Annotated in this window: 15 protein-coding genes; 12 read left to right on the top strand and 3 right to left on the bottom strand. The window is 63.9% G+C overall.

Translation table 11 applies throughout. The features are described from left to right. Position 1 precedes the first annotated feature (1 nt). The 10 genes from GXN78_RS30540 to ssb all read left to right on the top strand — a co-directional run bounded on the left by GXN78_RS30540 (position 2) and on the right by ssb (position 9,487). Positions 2–337, top strand: a complete 336-nt coding sequence (locus tag GXN78_RS30540) for a hypothetical protein (RefSeq protein WP_164255920.1) — start codon at positions 2–4, stop codon at positions 335–337. Continuing rightward, complete coding sequence (locus GXN78_RS30535) at positions 337–2,859, top strand: conjugal transfer protein TrbE (protein ID WP_164255917.1); 2,523 nt, start codon at positions 337–339, stop codon at positions 2,857–2,859. The genes GXN78_RS30540 and GXN78_RS30535 overlap by 1 nt, the downstream gene beginning before the upstream one ends. Then, complete coding sequence (gene virB5 / locus GXN78_RS30530) at positions 2,826–3,581, top strand: P-type DNA transfer protein VirB5 (protein ID WP_146163129.1); 756 nt, start codon at positions 2,826–2,828, stop codon at positions 3,579–3,581. The genes GXN78_RS30535 and virB5 overlap by 34 nt, the downstream gene beginning before the upstream one ends. A 2-nt stretch (positions 3,582–3,583) precedes the next feature. Further along, entirely contained in the window at positions 3,584–3,838 is a 255-nt protein-coding gene (locus tag GXN78_RS30525) for a hypothetical protein (protein ID WP_106559222.1), read from the top strand. Between the two features lie 22 nt (positions 3,839–3,860). Then, positions 3,861–4,811, top strand: coding sequence for a type IV secretion system protein (locus GXN78_RS30520; protein ID WP_106559223.1), 951 nt, complete (start codon positions 3,861–3,863; stop codon positions 4,809–4,811). Between the two features lie 143 nt (positions 4,812–4,954). Then, positions 4,955–5,761, top strand: a complete 807-nt coding sequence (locus tag GXN78_RS30515) for a VirB8/TrbF family protein (protein WP_106559224.1) — start codon at positions 4,955–4,957, stop codon at positions 5,759–5,761. Next, positions 5,758–6,582, top strand: coding sequence for a TrbG/VirB9 family P-type conjugative transfer protein (locus GXN78_RS30510; RefSeq protein WP_106559225.1), 825 nt, complete (start codon positions 5,758–5,760; stop codon positions 6,580–6,582). The genes GXN78_RS30515 and GXN78_RS30510 overlap by 4 nt, the downstream gene beginning before the upstream one ends. Before the next feature lie 117 nt (positions 6,583–6,699). Beyond that, a complete protein-coding gene (locus GXN78_RS30505; protein ID WP_164255913.1) occupies positions 6,700–7,815 on the top strand; it encodes a TrbI/VirB10 family protein in 1,116 nt (371 codons plus the stop codon). Positions 7,816–7,817: 2 nt separating this feature from the next. Further along, positions 7,818–8,888 carry a P-type DNA transfer ATPase VirB11 gene (gene virB11 / locus GXN78_RS30500; RefSeq protein WP_106559227.1) on the top strand — a complete coding sequence of 357 codons (1,071 nt, stop codon included), beginning with the start codon at positions 7,818–7,820 and terminating at the stop codon, positions 8,886–8,888. 65 nt (positions 8,889–8,953) lie between these two features. Beyond that, the gene (ssb, locus tag GXN78_RS30495; protein ID WP_106559228.1) at positions 8,954–9,487 is read left to right on the top strand and encodes a single-stranded DNA-binding protein; all 534 of its coding nucleotides are present in this window, start codon (positions 8,954–8,956) and stop codon (positions 9,485–9,487) included. 696 nt (positions 9,488–10,183) lie between these two features. Here ssb and GXN78_RS30490 read toward each other — a convergent pair. Beyond that, positions 10,184–10,777 (bottom strand): H-NS family nucleoid-associated regulatory protein, encoded by a 594-nt coding sequence (locus GXN78_RS30490; protein WP_146163130.1) that lies wholly within the window; start codon positions 10,775–10,777, stop codon positions 10,184–10,186. Between the two features lie 88 nt (positions 10,778–10,865). Continuing rightward, positions 10,866–11,720 carry a tyrosine-type recombinase/integrase gene (locus tag GXN78_RS30485; RefSeq protein ID WP_239143026.1) on the bottom strand — a complete coding sequence of 285 codons (855 nt, stop codon included), beginning with the start codon at positions 11,718–11,720 and terminating at the stop codon, positions 10,866–10,868. Positions 11,721–12,446: 726 nt separating this feature from the next. Here GXN78_RS30485 and GXN78_RS30480 point away from each other — a divergent pair. Continuing rightward, on the top strand, positions 12,447–12,713 hold the full coding sequence (locus GXN78_RS30480) for a hypothetical protein (protein WP_146163131.1): 267 nt from the start codon (positions 12,447–12,449) through the stop codon (positions 12,711–12,713). A 217-nt stretch (positions 12,714–12,930) separates the two neighbouring features. On the opposite strand, the gene GXN78_RS30475 is transcribed toward GXN78_RS30480, so the two are convergent. Continuing rightward, entirely contained in the window at positions 12,931–14,094 is a 1,164-nt protein-coding gene (locus tag GXN78_RS30475) for a twin-arginine translocation pathway signal protein (protein ID WP_106559232.1), read from the bottom strand. Between the two features lie 85 nt (positions 14,095–14,179). On the opposite strand from GXN78_RS30475, the gene GXN78_RS30470 reads away from it, so the two are divergent. Then, positions 14,180–15,082 carry a LysR family transcriptional regulator gene (locus GXN78_RS30470; protein ID WP_106559233.1) on the top strand — a complete coding sequence of 301 codons (903 nt, stop codon included), beginning with the start codon at positions 14,180–14,182 and terminating at the stop codon, positions 15,080–15,082. Positions 15,083–15,446: the final 364 nt, after the last annotated feature.

Genomic DNA, 15,446 nt, shown 5'->3' with positions numbered 1-15,446 from the left:
CATGGCAGAGGTCGATGCTCGCCATGAGGAACCGGCGCTCGAGCGCGCGGTGATCTACCGAGGGCCGCAGGCGCCGGTCCTGCAGGCGTATGTGCCGCTGCCGGTGTTCGGTGCCGAATGCATGCTGCTGCTGTTGTGCATGCGCCTGTTCGGGTTCTGGACGCTCCTCCTGCTCCCGCTGCACCTGGTCCTGGTCCTCAAGACCAACGACAACCCGTTCTGGGTGCGCGACCTGGTCGCGAACTACCGCTTTCGCTGGTTCGTCGACAACAGGAACGCGCACGGCGACGGCGTCGTCAGCTTCAGCCCGCATCTGAGCCGGCGCGAGGTGCGTTGATGTCGGCCGTCCCCCGCACCAAGGCCGAGCGCAGCGTCGCGAGTTGCCTGCCGTACTCGCAGCAGATCGACGATCACACGGTCATCACTTACGAAGGCGACCTGACCCAGACGATCGAGGTGCAGGGGCTCTCCTTCGAGACCCTCGGTCACAGGGAACTCGACAACCTCAACCAGCAGTGGTTCTCCGCGATCAACAACGTTGCACGCAGTCCGAACGTCGCCCTATGGACCCACCTGGAGCGGCGGCGCGTGCGGCACGACCTCTCTGGCGTTCTCTACGACAACGATCTCTCGGCCGAGTTCGCCCGGCAGTACGGCAGGAAGTTCGAGGGCGAGCAGCACTTCACCAACCAGCTGTTCGTCTCGCCCGTGTACCGGCTGGCCGGCAATCGCGCGGATCGCACCAGCATCCGGCTGTCGAAGCGCACCAGCGAGGGCATGGCGGAACTGCGGCTGCGCGCGCGCGACGAACTGGCCAAACTCTCGGCGCAATTGATGGCGAGCCTCAGGCGCTACCACCCGCGCCGTCTCGGCACCTACGACCTCGACGGGAGCCTTTGCTCGCGTACCGCCGAGTTCTATTGCCTGCTCCTGAACAATACCGAGCGCCACATCGGCCTCGGCGCGCAGGAACTCAGCCACAGCCTGCAGGCCGCGGCGTTGAACTTCGGCGCCGAGACGTTGGAGATCGAGGGGGCGTCGGGCTCGCGCTTCGCCGCGATCCTGACCTTGGTGGCGCCGTACCGCGCGGAGCAGCTCGATTCCAAGGTGTTCGAGGGGCTGCTGTCGGCCTCGTTCGAGTTCGTGCTGAGCCAGTCGGTGACCGTCATGGCCTTCGACAAGGCCGACGCCCTCCTCAAGACCCAGTACAACAAGATCAAGTCGACGAGCGACAACGAGGAGCAGTTGAAGGAGGTCGCGGCCGCACGCACCCAGCTGCAGGCGGGCAAGTTCTCGATGTTCGAGCACGAGCTGATCCTGGTCGTGTACGGCGACAGCATCAAGGAGCTGAACCAGAACGTGAACGTGGCGGTGACGGTGCTCGACCAGAAGAGCATGAACACGTCGCGGGAGCGGGGCGGGGCGCTGATTTGCACCTACTTCAGCACGCTGCCCGGAAACTTCAAGTACGGCCGCATCCGCGCGATGCCGATCAGCAGCAAGAACTTTTCCAAGTTCTTCCCGATGCACAACCATCCGCGGGGAAATGCACGGGGCAGCCAATGGGGTGCGCCCATCGCGCTCCTGAAGACGGCCGCCGGCGGGCCGTACTTCTTCAACTTCCACGTCAGCCGCAACCGGTTGCTGGAGCAGGGCATCCGGCTGGACTACGACGACGAGCCTCCGGGGCGACTCACCGCAGAGGATGAGAAGCGCGACGAGGCGGCCAACGACCGTGGCCGGGGCGATCGCCCGAAGGTGCACCGCAAGGAATTGGGCAACTACAAGATCATCGGCCGCTCCGGCGGCGGCAAGACAGTCCTCAAGCTCGCGCTGCGTCTGCTGGCCCGCAAGCGGGAGATGGCGAGCGGCCGGCCCTTGAAGATCTTCAGCTTCGACAAGGACTACGGCGAGGAGATCTGCATCCGCGCCATGGGTGGACGGTATTTCCGGATCGCCGGCGGCGAGCCGACCGGCATGAATCCCTTCTCCATGGCGCCGACGCCGGAGAACACCTCCGTGATCCTGAGCATCATGTCCTGGAACGCGCAGTTCGACGGCAAATACGTCATGACGCACAAGGACGAGGAGGACCTGCTGCGCAGCATCAAGCAGGTCTACCAGCTCGAACCGAAGCTGCGTCGCTATGCGCGCGTTCGGGATGCCCTTCCGACTCACCGTGAAAGCAGCCTGTACCAGGCGCTCGGACGCTGGTGCGACGACGGCGCCTTCGCCTGGGTGCTCGACAACGCCGAAGACCGGTTCGATCTGACGGGGGCCGACACCTTCGGCTTCGACATGACCCACTTCCTCGAGATCGAGGAGGCGCGCACGCCCATCTTGCGCTATCTGACGCACAAGATCGCCCAGAATGCCTCCGGCGCGCCGCACATCATCGACATCGCCGAAGCCTGGCGGGCGCTGAAGGATCCGTTGATGCAGACCTTCATCGAGAACAAGGGCAAGACCATCCGCAAGGAGGACGGCGTGATCGGGCTGGACACCCAGGAGCCCAGCGACATCAGCCGCTCGCCGCTGGGCAGCACGCTGTTGTCGCAGTTCCCGACGCAGCTGCTGCTGCCCAATGGCGAGGCGGAGCAGGCCGACTACATCGACGGCCTGAAGCTCACGCCGCGCGAGTTCCACCTGATCAAGCACACTGAGGAAAACTCGGGCCAGTTCCTGCTCAAGAAGGGCGCCGAGTCGGTCGTCGTGAAGTTGGATCTCAGCGGCATGGACGACCTGCTGGCCGTGCTGTCCGCCAGCCTCGACAACGTCGAGATCATGCACGCGGCGATCGGTGAGGTCGGCCCGGAGCCTGCCCAGTGGCTTCCCCTGTTTCTGAAAAGGAGAGTGTGATGAAACTGTTCGCGCGAGCGAAGCGCCTTCTCTTCGGCGTTGTCGTTTCCGTCGGCCTGGCCGGCGGCGCTGGCGCTCAGATCCCGGTCACGGTCACAAGCGATATCCCGGCGACCATGAACCAGATTGAGACCATCATGAAATGGACCGAGCAGCTGCGCTCGATGAGCGACCAACTCGACCAGATGAGGCAGGTCTACGGCACCCTGCAGGGGATGCGCAACCTGGGCAGCCTCATGAACAATGACCTCCTGACGCAGTACCTGCCGCAGGACTACGTCGGTTCGGTGAAGGCCTTGCGGAGCGGCGGTGGGTCGTTGGCCGGCATCTCGGGCTCGCTGAGCAACATCGTCCGGGCCAACCAGCTTCGATCCTGCGCAGAACTGAACAGCGACGCAACGATGCGCGCGACTTGCACCCAACAATGGCAGCAGCTTGCGTTGCAGAAGCAGATCGGAGACATGGGCTACCGTAAAGCCGCTGAGAACATCCGCAACCTGCAGACCTTCGTCGGATCGATCAATTCGTCGACGGATGTGAAGGCCATCAACGAAGTGCAGGCGCGCATCCAGGTGGAGACCGTGCGGATGCAGAACGAGCAGATCAAGCTCTCGACCATCCAGGCGATGGAGGAGGCCGATCGGCGCCTCCAGCAGCAGTCCGCCATCGACAACTTCAATGCCGGTATGACCCGCGGATCCGCCGGCGGAATCAGGTTCTAGCCATGAAATTCACGCTCATATTTGTGCCAACGATCGCTATTGCGCTCGCGGCTTGCACGAAACAGGAGACGGTCGAAGCGCCGAAGTTCGATCCGAAGTACGTCGCTGCAGAGGCTGACAGGGGAAACCTGGGGCCGCTGACCGAGCTGAACAACGCCTGTAGTGCAGAGGTAGAAAAGAACGGCAAGCGGATGTCAGCGTGTGCTGCACAGGACGAAGTGCGAAAGCTCGCCAAGCCTATCAACATCAGGCTCTGAGTGGGTAGGTCGGGAGTGACCCGTGGCCGAAAACATCATTGGTGACATCTATCGCAACTTCGAGCGAGCGCTGAGTGGGTTCTATGAAAGCGCAGCCGCTGGAATCTCGGGATACGTCATTCCGATCGCTTGGGTGCTGCTGGGAATCTGCATGTTGATCTGGTGCTACCTGATCATCGAAGGCAAGGTGGCGATGCCCATCACTGACTGGATCTTGAAGTTCGTCGGTTTCATGGTCGTTCTGTACGTGATGGGAAACGGGTACCTCTCTTGGGTTGCCAAACCTCTATTCGATCTCCCTTCCGATCTCACGCGCGCACTCAGTGCGACATCCGGAAGCGCGCCTGAATTGTTGGGGCAAGTCAACGAGAAGGTCGTAGATCTGATCTCGGCGATGTTCACGGCGGGTACCAAATTGATCAAGGAGCTCGCCTTCGGTCCTGCGATAGCGCTTTTCCTTATGGGAGTACTGGTCATTGTGGCGGTCTACCTCTTGCTGGGAGCGGCGCTGTTCTCGGTGATTTTTTCCAAGCTCGGCCTAAGCATGGTGCTCGCCGTCGGGCCCTTCTTTGTTCTGGCCTTGGTGTTGCCCCAGACGCGCAACTACTTCTTCTCGTGGCTGAACACGGCCTTCTATTTCATCTTCTATCACGTGTTCTCAGCACTGTTCATCTTCATGTTCATCGGGATCCTGCACAGCTACGTGGCTAAGCTGAACAGCACGCTTGGTGGCGTAGGTGGCGGGAACGTTCTTTCCATTGTGGCCAGACTGCTTGGGGCCAGCGGTGAAGGGCTGAATGTTGCGGCGATTTGCATTCCCATCTTTCTGATTGCGCTGGCGATGTTCTTCATGTTCATGCAGATCCCTGTCATGTGCGCTTCGCTCACTGGTGGCAGCGGAGGTTCATTTGGCGCGGGCCTGACGAACCTTGTACACGCACGGTCGCTCGTCAGCCGCTCGAGCCATAGGTGAGGTGTCGGTATGAAGTGGGTCGTCAAGCTGCTACTGCTCGTTGTGGCAATCAACCTTGTTAGCTGCGGTGCGCCGAAGCCGCCCGGCTGGCCGACCGGGGAGGAACGGCCCATTAATCCGTCCCACCTCTCGAAGGTCGCGAAGTGACGAACAAGGAGACGTATTTCGCGCAGGCGCTCGACTGGGACGCCCAGCAGCGGCTCGATCTCGAGCGGCGGGCGTCGCGCAGCGCCAAGATCGCGTGGGCGTGCGGCATCCTGTGTGGCTTGAGCGTCTTGAGCGTCACGGTGCTGCTGCCGCTCAAGCAGTTCGTGCCGGCCATCATCCGGGTCGACAACGCCACCGGTGCGTACGACGTCCAGGCGCCCGGCGAGGGCCTCAACCTTGGTCGTGATCGCGACCAGAAGATCGTCCTCTCCGACGTCGCGCGTTACGTGCTGGCCCGCGAGGGTTTCACGCGCGGTGAGGCCGAGTCGAACTACAAGACCGCCTACCTCATGTCCTGCGGGCCGGTGCGCACCGATTGGGAGAACTACTTCAATCCGGAGCTCAACGCGCAGTCGCCGGTGAAGACGATGAGTCCGACCGACTCGGAACGGGTAGAGATCCAGAACATCACGTTCCTCCCTACTGACCAGGACGATCTGCGCGTCGCGCAGGTTCGCTTCGACAAGACGGTGACCCGAGGTGTGGCGCCGCCTGTGCGTACACGCTACATCTCGACCCTGACGGTGCGCTACGACCGCGCCAACATCCCGGGCCAGATCAAGGACCTGCACGTCAACGCCTTCGGCTTCTGCGCGGTGAACTATCGTCGCGACCAGGAAGGCGTGCCGCAGGTATTGGGTACGCCTGCCGGTTCGCCCGCCGGCGGCTCAGCGCCCGCACCATCGACAACAGGCGGCATCACGCCGGCCAACGTCGGCATGCCCCAGGGGGCGGCCCGATGAATCGCCTGGCCGCTTCGTTCCCGCTGTTGTCGATGATGTTGGCGTCGGCGGCCGGCCATGCCGAGGTGGGGACGGTTCCGTCCGCCAGCGATGCGCGGATCCAGACGGTTCGCTTCACCGGCGACAACATCATCCGCATCGCCGCCGCGGAGGGCGTCGTCACGACCATCGAGCTCAGCAAGAAGGAAGAGATCAAGGACTTTGCGATGGGGGACCGCGATGCCTGGCACGCGGCGATCAACGGCAACCTGTTCGTCATCAAGCCCAAGGACGTCAAGGCCGACACGAATCTCACCATCTTCACGAACCGGCGCTCTTACCTGTTCCGGCTCAAGACCACCAGCCGCACCGCGCGCAACGTTGCCTACTGGGTGCGCCTGCAGTATCCGGAACAGGACGCCTCGACACCCGAGGCCCTGGCGCTGGCGAAGCGGGAAGCCGAAGCCAGGCAGATGAAGGCAGACCTGAAGACGTCGGGCTACGAGGGCAACCTGAACTACGACTACTGGATCGTCGGCCCGCAGGAACTGCAGCCGCTGTCCATGCACGACAACGGGCGCCAGACCTTCATGCTGTTCTCGGCGGCCAATCCCTTGCCGGCTGCGTTCGTCATCGAGCCGGATGGAACCGAGAGCCTGGTGGACTACCACGTGGAGGAGGACACCATGGTGCTGCACCGCGTGGTTCAGCGGATCCTCCTGCGGCGTGGTGCGTTGGTTGCGGGCGTCACGAATCGGTCGCCCAGCCTGCCGATCCAGTCGTCGCCCACAGGCACAGCCAGCGGGAAGGTCCAGCGCGCGATTCGCGAGCCGGGAGGTTGAGGGATGTTCGAACAGAGGCACGAAGAACCGATCGCCGAGCAGGAACGTGAGGGCCTGGTGGAGCGCAAGCGAGCTGTCGCGCCCGGCCAGAAGCTGATCCTGGTCGCGACCTCCACCGTGGCGGCGCTGCTGATCCTTTTCGGGATCGCCAGCAAGAACAATTTCTTCGGTGCCTTCGGCGCGCCGGCACCGGCCAAGAGCGAGATGCAAGCCGACGCGCGACCTCTGACCGCCCCGGATGTGAAGGTGCCGCTGGCCCTGGGCCAGCCTTCCGCGCCACCGTCGTACGTCGAATGCCCGGGCGGCCTGCGGCTTCCCATCGGCCTGAACTGTCCCGAGCCCGACAAGAAGCCTGAGGCTGCCCAGCCTGCACAAGGCTCGGGCATGTCCGAGGAAGATCGGGTCCGGGAGCGGCGCCGGAAGAGCGCGATCAACCTTGCCGCGGCCCAGCCGACGTCGGCGGCCGTCGCACAGCTCGGCGCCGCCATGGCCAATGGCAGCCTGCCGGGGGCGTCAACGCCCCCGGGCGGAACGAACGCCCTGGCCAGCGCGCTGGCCGCGACGATCACCCCCGGTACCAGCGCCACCATCAACCGCAACCCATCGATGACCCTGGCCAAGGGCACGTTGCCGGACTGCACGCTCCTCACCGCCATCCTCACCGATCAACCCGGGTTCCTCAAATGCATCCTCAGCGCACCGGTCATGTCCATGGACGGCAAGGTGGTGCTGATGGAGGCCGGCACCACCATGGAAGGCGAATATGCGCAGGGCGTGCAAGCCGGCCAGAAGGCGATCTTCACGTTGTGGTCGCGCGCCGTGACGCCGAACTTCGTGTCGGTGCAGCTGAACTCACCCGGCACGGATGCCCTGGGCCGGGCGGGAACCTCGGGCTACGTGGACAACAAGTGGTTTGAGCGCTTCGCGGGCGCGGTGTTCTTCTCGCTCCTGGAGGACGGTAAGCAGATCTACATCGCACGCGACGACGCGCGGGCGGCCCAACGCGCCAGCGGCAGCGGTGACACCTTCAACATCGGGATGCAGGGCACGCCTTCGCAGTTCAACAACACGGGCAGCACCACGAAGACGATCGTCGAGGAGATGCTCAAGCAGGGCAGTCAGCTCCGCCCCAGCCTCTACAAGCACCAGGGCGAGGTCATCAAGATATTCGTGGCACGGGATGTCGACTTCTCGACCGTCTACGAGCTCCGTCCTGCCGCGGGAACGAACTGATCATGGGCGCTTCCGACAAGTACGTCTCCATCCTGGCTCATCTTCGGGCCTTCGAGGGCTGGTTGGCCGATCCGTGTGTGAACGAGGTGGCGGTGAACGCGCCCGGGCTCGTGCAGCTCTGGAAGAGGGGCGTGTGGGAGCAGGTCGACGCGCCCGCGATCACCTTCGAATACCTGCAGGCGCTGGGCAACTTCCTGGCCAACATTTCGCAGAAGCCGTTCGACGAAAGCGATCCGATCCTGTCGGCGTATCTGCCCGGTGGTGAGCGCATCGAGATGACGATGCCGCCGACGGCGGCGCGCGGGATGATCTATCTCAACCTGCGCAAGCACACGAGCCAGTCGTTCGAGCTGCAGCAGTTTGTGGAGCAGGGGTATTTCGTGGGCACACGGCACGTCCACTCGACCACGTTGTCCGACACAGAGCGCACCAAGCTGCTCGACCAATTCGAGCCGGATCAGGTCGAGCTATGGAATCTGGCGCGCGCCGGCGATTGGCCGGCGTTCCTCGACAAGGCCGTTCACAGTCACCAGAACATGATCGTCTCGGGTGCCACCGGCAGCGGCAAGACATCCTTCATTCGCGTGCTCATCGAGATCATTCCGAGCTGGGAACGCCTGATCACCGTCGAGGACACCCCGGAGATGCCACTGCGCCATCACCCGAACTCGCAGGCATTGTTCTATCGCCGCGACGGCCATGCGGGCGAGCGCGTCGTCGGCGCGACGGCCAAGCAGGTGCTGCAAGCGGTCATGCGCAAGACGCCGAATCGGGTGCTTCTAGCCGAACTGCGTGGCGACGAGACCTTCTACTACGTCCAGAACGTCCTCAACTCGGGGCACCCCGGCGGCATCACGACCGTGCACGCGAACTCGCCGCGGGAGGCATTCGTTCGAATCGCGCTGCTGATCAAGGCGTCGGACGAAGGCAGGAGCCTGGCGCTCGACGAGATCATGCGGCTGCTGCACACGCTGGTGCACGTGGTCGTGCAGCTGGTGTTTGATCGTGAACGGGGCCGGCACGTACCGGCGATCTACTACGACCCGATGTATGCGCTGTCGGTCGTGAGGTGACCTGTCATTCAGCGCAGGCGTGACGGCCGCAGCAGTCGGCTGTCATTTGAGCGAAGGAGCGGGCAATGAATCGAACGCAACTGATCGGCCGGCTCGGCCGGGATCCGGAGGGCGGCCGGAGCGGGACGGGCACTTATGCCAACTTCAGCCTGGCCACCAACGAGTACTGGACCGATCGTGCGTCCGGCGAGATGGTCGAACACACCGAATGGCATCAACTGGTCTGCTACGACCGACTCGCGGAGATTGCGCTGGAATTCCTGACGAAGGGCAGCGAGATCTACGTGGAAGGCCGACAACGCACGACCCGATGGTCGGACAAGGACGGCAAGGAGCAGCGAAGCTGCGAGATCCGCGTCGACGAGCTGAAGATGCTCAGAAGGGCGCCAAGAGCCGATCCTATCGTGTCGGCTGCCAAAGGCATCGCGGCCATCGAAAAGTTGCTCAGCGATGTCGCCCTCGGGCTTCGAACGGACGTATCGCTGGCGGACGTGGCGGCGATGTTGAATGCGCTGCGCACCGCCATGATCGGCGACGATGAGCATGTGGGTGAGCTGAATGGTCACGCAGCTCCCAGCCCCAAAGTCGAGAGAGCATGACGTCACCACTGCCGCGCAAGAGCGGCCGACCAGCGACCTTGGTCGCGGATCGAATCATTCGGGCGGTAGAGATCAGCCCTCGGTGGCACCGCCAATGAAGCTACTTCGAGCCAGGCTGGGGCGTGAGGCCGAAGAGATGGCCCCCACCCTGTCGCCGGTTCAGGATCGGAGGCCGCGCGCGCTGCTCGAGACGGGGTTCGCACCCTGTCCCTGGAACGCGTCTCCGTGCTCGACGGCGCGGATCGAATGGTGTACAGCGAGACCCGGGATCGCAAAGCCTGGAGGCAACCCTTGGCCGCACACGAAGCCCTGAGCGATGCGAATCGGAGAGTGGATAGAGACGGGGCCTCCGGCGGCGAGGGCGTGCGCATCGTGCAAACGTTCGAAGGCGAACCGGAGCGACAGCCGGCGATCCCACGCGCCGGCGCATCTACTTCACCTACGCGCTACACGCTTGGCAAGGCAAGCGTCCTGGCCAACAACGCCGTGCGAGCGTCTCAGCCCCAAAGCAGCGCAAGACAGCAGCTACCTCAGGCGGTGCGAGAGACGACTCCGACGACGCGCGTGCGGACGCGATGAACAAGGAATTGGCGACAGCGGGCACGGCTGGGCGGCACTGCGATCGGACCTGCCCATTGGCGCTGGTCCGGTAGTATCCAGCGCTGTCGTGCCCTTGTGCCCCCGCTCGACGCCGGTCTATTTGGCGAAGTCTTCCAATGACTTTCCGGCGTCCAGTGCGGCCTTCAGCCATCTGGGCTTGGGCCCAAACCCGCTCCAGGAATTGCCCGCGTCATCCTTGTAGCTGGTCTTCGCGGTGCGCTTCGCCTTCTTGCGGGCGCGCAGGGCGGTTGGCGCCGCCGTCTCGCCGGATGCTCGGTCGACGGAGACAGGCTTCGCCTTCCTGGGCGATCCCACTCGGAATTCGTCGATGGATCGGCCCGCAGCCAGAGCGTCGCGAAGCCAGAGAGGACGCGGTCCGCGACCGGACCAGACGTTGCCATTGCCATCGCTGAACTTCGCACCGGACTTGCTCGAAGAGATCAGGCCTTTCTTCGGCCGCGCAACCGCTTTGCCTGGGCCAAGTCCCAGTTGTGCAGCCGTCAGGCCGTAGTGCGCAATGGCGACTTTGATACGGTCGACGACCCCATTGACCTCGCTATTTCGAAGCGCATCGGCCTGACGCTGCAATTTCTCGATCTGCTTCTGAATCTGGCTGTAAGTCTGGGCCATTTCAAATTCCATTGAAGATAGAAGAACCCAGAGCTTAACTGCCAAATTGGAATCGCTCACTCATCTCCATTCAGTCATACGAGATTTACCGCGGGCTGAGTCAACGCGTGTGGCTGAATCGCCAAAGGAAAGGTGTACTGAATGCGTGCTAAATCACCTGTTCGGGGCTCGCAACCACCCGCCGATACTTGGCCATCACTTCAGGTTCCACCCCCAGCCAGCGCGCGACCTGCACGGCATCCGTACCTCTGCGCAACTGGCGAAGCGCGAAGGTATGGCGCAATCGAAATGAGCCGCCCTCGGTGCCATCGAGGCCGGCTTCCTCGAATACTTGCTTGGCTGCCTTGTACTGGGCTTCCTTGCTCCAGGGCTTGCCCGAGCGCGTCGAGGGAAAGAGATAGTCGCCCGCAATCTCCATTTCGGCGCGCACCTGCAGCCAATGCTGCAGCAACTCACCCGCCCAGGGTGCGATCGGCGTCTCGCGGGCCGGCAAATTGCCGTTGCCCGGAACAGCGACTTTCCAGGGGCGCTCGCGCGTGCGCCCGCCTTGCGTTGTCGGTGAATGAACGGTGAGCACCCGCACATCGCCCGGCGCGAGCCCCGCACCCAACTGCAATGAAACCGCCACGCGATTGCGAAGTTGTTGCCATGTGAAGGCCTTGTGGTTGTCGCGGCGCGACCCCACCGCCGAGGGACGAGGGCGCGCGTTCGACAGGAAGGCGATCAGGTGCTTCGCTTCGGACACGGACAAGTACTCCGGCAGCGGATCGGCATGTGCGGCCTCGGCATATCGAACCTGCGGCTGCGCTGCGATCCAGTCGGCCGCCGCGGTATTTGCCTGGACGCCGGTCTCCGCGGCGTGATGGCGAGACACCCGGTCGATCAGCCGCAGCAGCCGCAGCGCATGACGAGGGGAGAGCGACAGGTCCGCGCTCTTCATGCCGAAGCGTGCCGCCTGGAAGGCCTCGAGGTCCCGCATGTTCAGCGACGCCAGCGTCACCACGGGTGATTGGCCCAGGCACCACGCGGTGAAGCCGCCCCACATGTCCCGGTAGACCTGGATCGAGGAGCTTTGCCGCAAGGACCCTGAGCCCTGCTGGTCCGACAGCCAGCGCTCGAAGGCCTGGCGGAGGCTGTCGGTCGGGACTTCTTCGAAGAGAGAAAGGGAAGTCATGAAAATACGCTAACGGCGAGGGAGTTTGTGCTTTGCAAAGGAGCTGTTCGGCTGGTCTGGTAAGTTAGGTCAGTTGTGGGTTGGTGTGTAGTTGGTAGTGGGGATGCCGTTAGTGCATTTTATGGGTCGGTTTCTGCAGCAGAATTGCTTTCCTGTCGTCCGATATCAACGCAGCAAGCGAGACAATGCGTGGCTGCTGCACGGAGTGCTCGACGTCAGGCACCGCGCAGCAACAGTCTTCCTGCGCCGCGAGGTGCGTCGACGAAGCTCCTTCAGTGCGGCGCGTGCGAGCGCGCCACCGGCTGGACTCGCTTCCTTTCCAGACCCGATTGGTGCGGAAGTTTCATGGGTGCAAAGGTTGCGCCTGGCAGCTGCAATCGACGCGTTGCCGGAGGGCCCGCGCGAAGGCCGTTCCACGGCGGTCACGCGGATTCAAAGTAAGGTGAAATACCTTTGCGGAGCCAGTGAGTTGAAGGGCTCTCGGAGCAAATGCCGGCGCCACAGCCGATGCCTGGTCCCGAGGACCTTAGCGGCACCAACCGCGGGGAGCAACCAATGGCGATGTCGGGAAAGTGGAGTGTCACCGGCGATGAGGAGCAGGAACTGATCGACTGGCCAGCAAACAGGCCGGGCCAGTGGCGCGTCTATAACGCTGGTCCCAATGATGCATATGTTCTCTATCGGGATCCCGATGGCACGGAGAAGGCGCACAAGGTGAAAGCGGACACCTCATTCGACATCTTCGGCACGAAGTTGCGAGTGACCTGCAAGTCTGGAGGGAACGTCAGCACCAAGGCATCCGGAACCTACGATACGGTTTAGATCGGTTCGACAGGGCTCGTCGCCCAGCATGTGCCGCTGTGGCGCTATCCGGCCGGCAGCGGATCCCTTGAGACGGAAAATCAGCGACTCCTGTCCAAGTGCTTCGGCACACACTGCAAATGACCTGGGCCTCACCGCTTCCGCATCTGCTGACGTTCGCTGGCTCGCAACGCGACGTTCGGAATGACGGGTTCCGGGGTCGGGCGGACATGCAGGCCTATGCGTGGAGCAGGTGGGCCTGCACGCCGCGGCGCGGCGCTGGGCGCACAGTGGGCCCGTGGCCCAGCCGCGCCCACATCTGGATCGTCTGGCCCGACTGCTGCGCGCCCAGCGACTGGCGAATCTGTGCGTGCATCTCCTCCTGCTCCCGATACTCCTGCAGCGCCTGTTGCAGCGGGTGCATCGCCAAGTCATGCGCCGTGGCGGCCAGCTGCGCGCGCACGTAGGCGCGGCCCGCGAGCAACTGCGTGACGCGTTCGTTGTCGGCCGTCACCATCCAAAAGAACGCCGGCGTTGAATCGATCACTGCGTTAAACCTCTTGATCTGGCCCTGGATGGCCTGGCTATCAGGCGCCGAGGCGCTTGTGCGATCGAACAACCCCAGGGCAGTGAAGAACCGCACCATCGGGTCGTTCAGCGAAAGCCCGTCGCGATGCTGCGTGATCTCTTTCGGCCCCACGCGCAGCACTTTGTACGACTCCAGCAGCGTGCGCGGCGTGCTCAGCTCAATGCGCCACGCCCGCTTGGCAATCTCGCGCTGGACGTGGAGCGCGGCGGGCTGCGCCGGATCGGTAAATCCCGCCGTCACCGGAAAGCCCTCCATCGCCTCGCGAATTGCCTGCAGCGCCTGTGCGCTGGGCGGGCGCATCTCGTAGGGCGAACGATTTGTGTGGCGCCGGAACACCTGGGCGAACAGCGGGTCGGGCCTCACGACCGCGTCTTCCACCAGGCGGATGCGTGCGGTGGGCCTTTGATCAGGGCCCTTGCGATCGAAGGCTCCACGCGGGAAGAGCTGCATTTCGGCACGGTGGCCGCGCTGCCGCGCCGCCTGGTCCAGCAGCTCCAGAAACGTGCCCTGGCTCATGACCATCTGGCGCGAGAAGGGGTCGGTTTCGGGCAGAAGCCGCTGCAAGTCCATGTATAGCGTGATCACGCCGGGTTCACCCAATTCCACGAGCCACGATTGCAGGTTATGCGAGTGCGGCGCCAGGATCGCGTGCGCCAGGACCCAACGCCGCAGGTCAGTTTCGGCGCCCGGGCCTTGCCAGGCGGCCACCGCTTCGGCCGGTAGCTCGCTGCTGCACCCCACCACGCCGGCGGTGGCCGCCGCGATCACCCCGCCGCCTATTACCCGCAAGGCGTTGCGCCGATCCGTCTGCATGGAGTGCTCCTGTAGTACGACCTAAATTGTGGAAGCAGCCCCGCAGCAGCACAATTGCATAAACGTTGACAACAGATATGCATCAATGAATATCTCGAACTTCGATTGGTCGCTGGTGCGAGCGTTCCTGGCAGCCATCGACCACGGCAGCCTGCTGGCCGCCGCGCGCGCCATTGGCGCCAGCCAGCCCACGCTAGGGCGCCATATCGCGGAGCTGGAGCGCCAGCTCGCCGTGGTGCTGTTCGAGCGCACCGGCCGCGGCCTGGTGCCGACCGAACAAGCGTTGCGGCTGGCCGACACGGCACGCGCAATGGAGGGCAGCGCCGCCAGGCTATTGCGGCTCGCCCAAGGCGCTGAAGAAGGCGCCAACGGCACAGTGCGCCTCAGCGCCAGCCAGCCGGTGGCCTGTGTGCTGCTGCCGCCGCTGCTGGCGCGCATGCGCGAGGCACTGCCCGAGGTGACGGTGGAGCTGGTCGTCAGCAACGCGGTCAGCAACCTGCTGCGGCGCGAGGCCGACATCGCCTTGCGCATGGTGGCTCCCCAGCAGGCCTCACTGATCACGCGGCGAATCGCGCAGGTGACCATCAGAGCTTGCGCGCACCGCGACTATTTGCGCCGCAACGGCAAGCCGCTACGGCCGGAAGACCTCCGCGCACACCTGTTGGTGGGTGGCGACCGAGAGAACGACCTGCGTCGCCACGCCGCGGCGATGGGCATCGCGTCGGACGCGCTGCGCTTCGGCCTGCGCAGCGACGACCTGATGGCGCAATGGGCCGCCGTGCGCGCTGGCCTGGGCGTGGGCTTCATCAACGAGTACGTGATGCGCTCCGACCCCAAGGTGCAACCGCTGCTGCCGACGCTCAAGCTGCCGCGTTTCCCCATTTGGCTCACCGTGCACCGCGAGATCCGCACCAGTCCACGCATTCGGGCGGTGTACGACTTTCTAGCCGAGCAAGTGCCCGCGGCCTTGTCTGCGGAGGGTTCGTGAGCGCGGGTCCGCCGCAAGCCCTCGACGTACGAGATCGGGATAGAGGTCCGAGCTACTAGCCGAAGTCGAGCGGTCACTCGTCCGGAAAGCTGCGACCGTCAGCAACGCGGGCCCGTTCCAGCCCGATCGCGGTCGCCGCGGCTTCCGCTTCTCGTCCTCGCCGAGGTGCGCGAGCGAAGGCTTGATCACGTCACTGCGCCACGAACGCGTGCTGGATCGGAATTGCCTTTCAATAAGCGCCGCGTCGCGTTCACGATGCGGCGACTTGGCCAGGCCCTGCCCGTTCATTCAACTCGCTCCTCTATTTATTTGGATCGAGGCACTCGGGCGCTAGGCCACGCCACGCCGCCTGAAAACTTTGGAC

This window comes from Variovorax sp. WS11 (genome assembly GCF_010499245.1).
GTDB lineage: Bacteria > Pseudomonadota > Gammaproteobacteria > Burkholderiales > Burkholderiaceae_C > Variovorax.
The sequence above is the reverse complement of the archived record's forward strand: the minus strand, read 5'-3'. Positions and strand labels throughout refer to the sequence as shown.

Bases quoted from the DNA above. Each gene is read 5' to 3' on its own strand.
- GXN78_RS30540 (WP_164255920.1), top strand. From the start codon at position 2: ATGGCAGAGGTCGATGCTCGCCATGAGGAACCGGCGCTCGAGCGCGCG.
- GXN78_RS30480 (WP_146163131.1), top strand. From the start codon at position 12,447: ATGGCGATGTCGGGAAAGTGGAGTGTCACCGGCGATGAGGAGCAGGAA.
- GXN78_RS30510 (WP_106559225.1), top strand. From the start codon at position 5,758: ATGAATCGCCTGGCCGCTTCGTTCCCGCTGTTGTCGATGATGTTGGCG.
- GXN78_RS30475 (WP_106559232.1), bottom strand. From the start codon at position 14,094: ATGCAGACGGATCGGCGCAACGCCTTGCGGGTAATAGGCGGCGGGGTG.
- ssb (WP_106559228.1), top strand. From the start codon at position 8,954: ATGAATCGAACGCAACTGATCGGCCGGCTCGGCCGGGATCCGGAGGGC.
- GXN78_RS30470 (WP_106559233.1), top strand. From the start codon at position 14,180: ATGAATATCTCGAACTTCGATTGGTCGCTGGTGCGAGCGTTCCTGGCA.
- virB11 (WP_106559227.1), top strand. From the start codon at position 7,818: ATGGGCGCTTCCGACAAGTACGTCTCCATCCTGGCTCATCTTCGGGCC.
- GXN78_RS30525 (WP_106559222.1), top strand. From the start codon at position 3,584: ATGAAATTCACGCTCATATTTGTGCCAACGATCGCTATTGCGCTCGCG.
- GXN78_RS30535 (WP_164255917.1), top strand. From the start codon at position 337: ATGTCGGCCGTCCCCCGCACCAAGGCCGAGCGCAGCGTCGCGAGTTGC.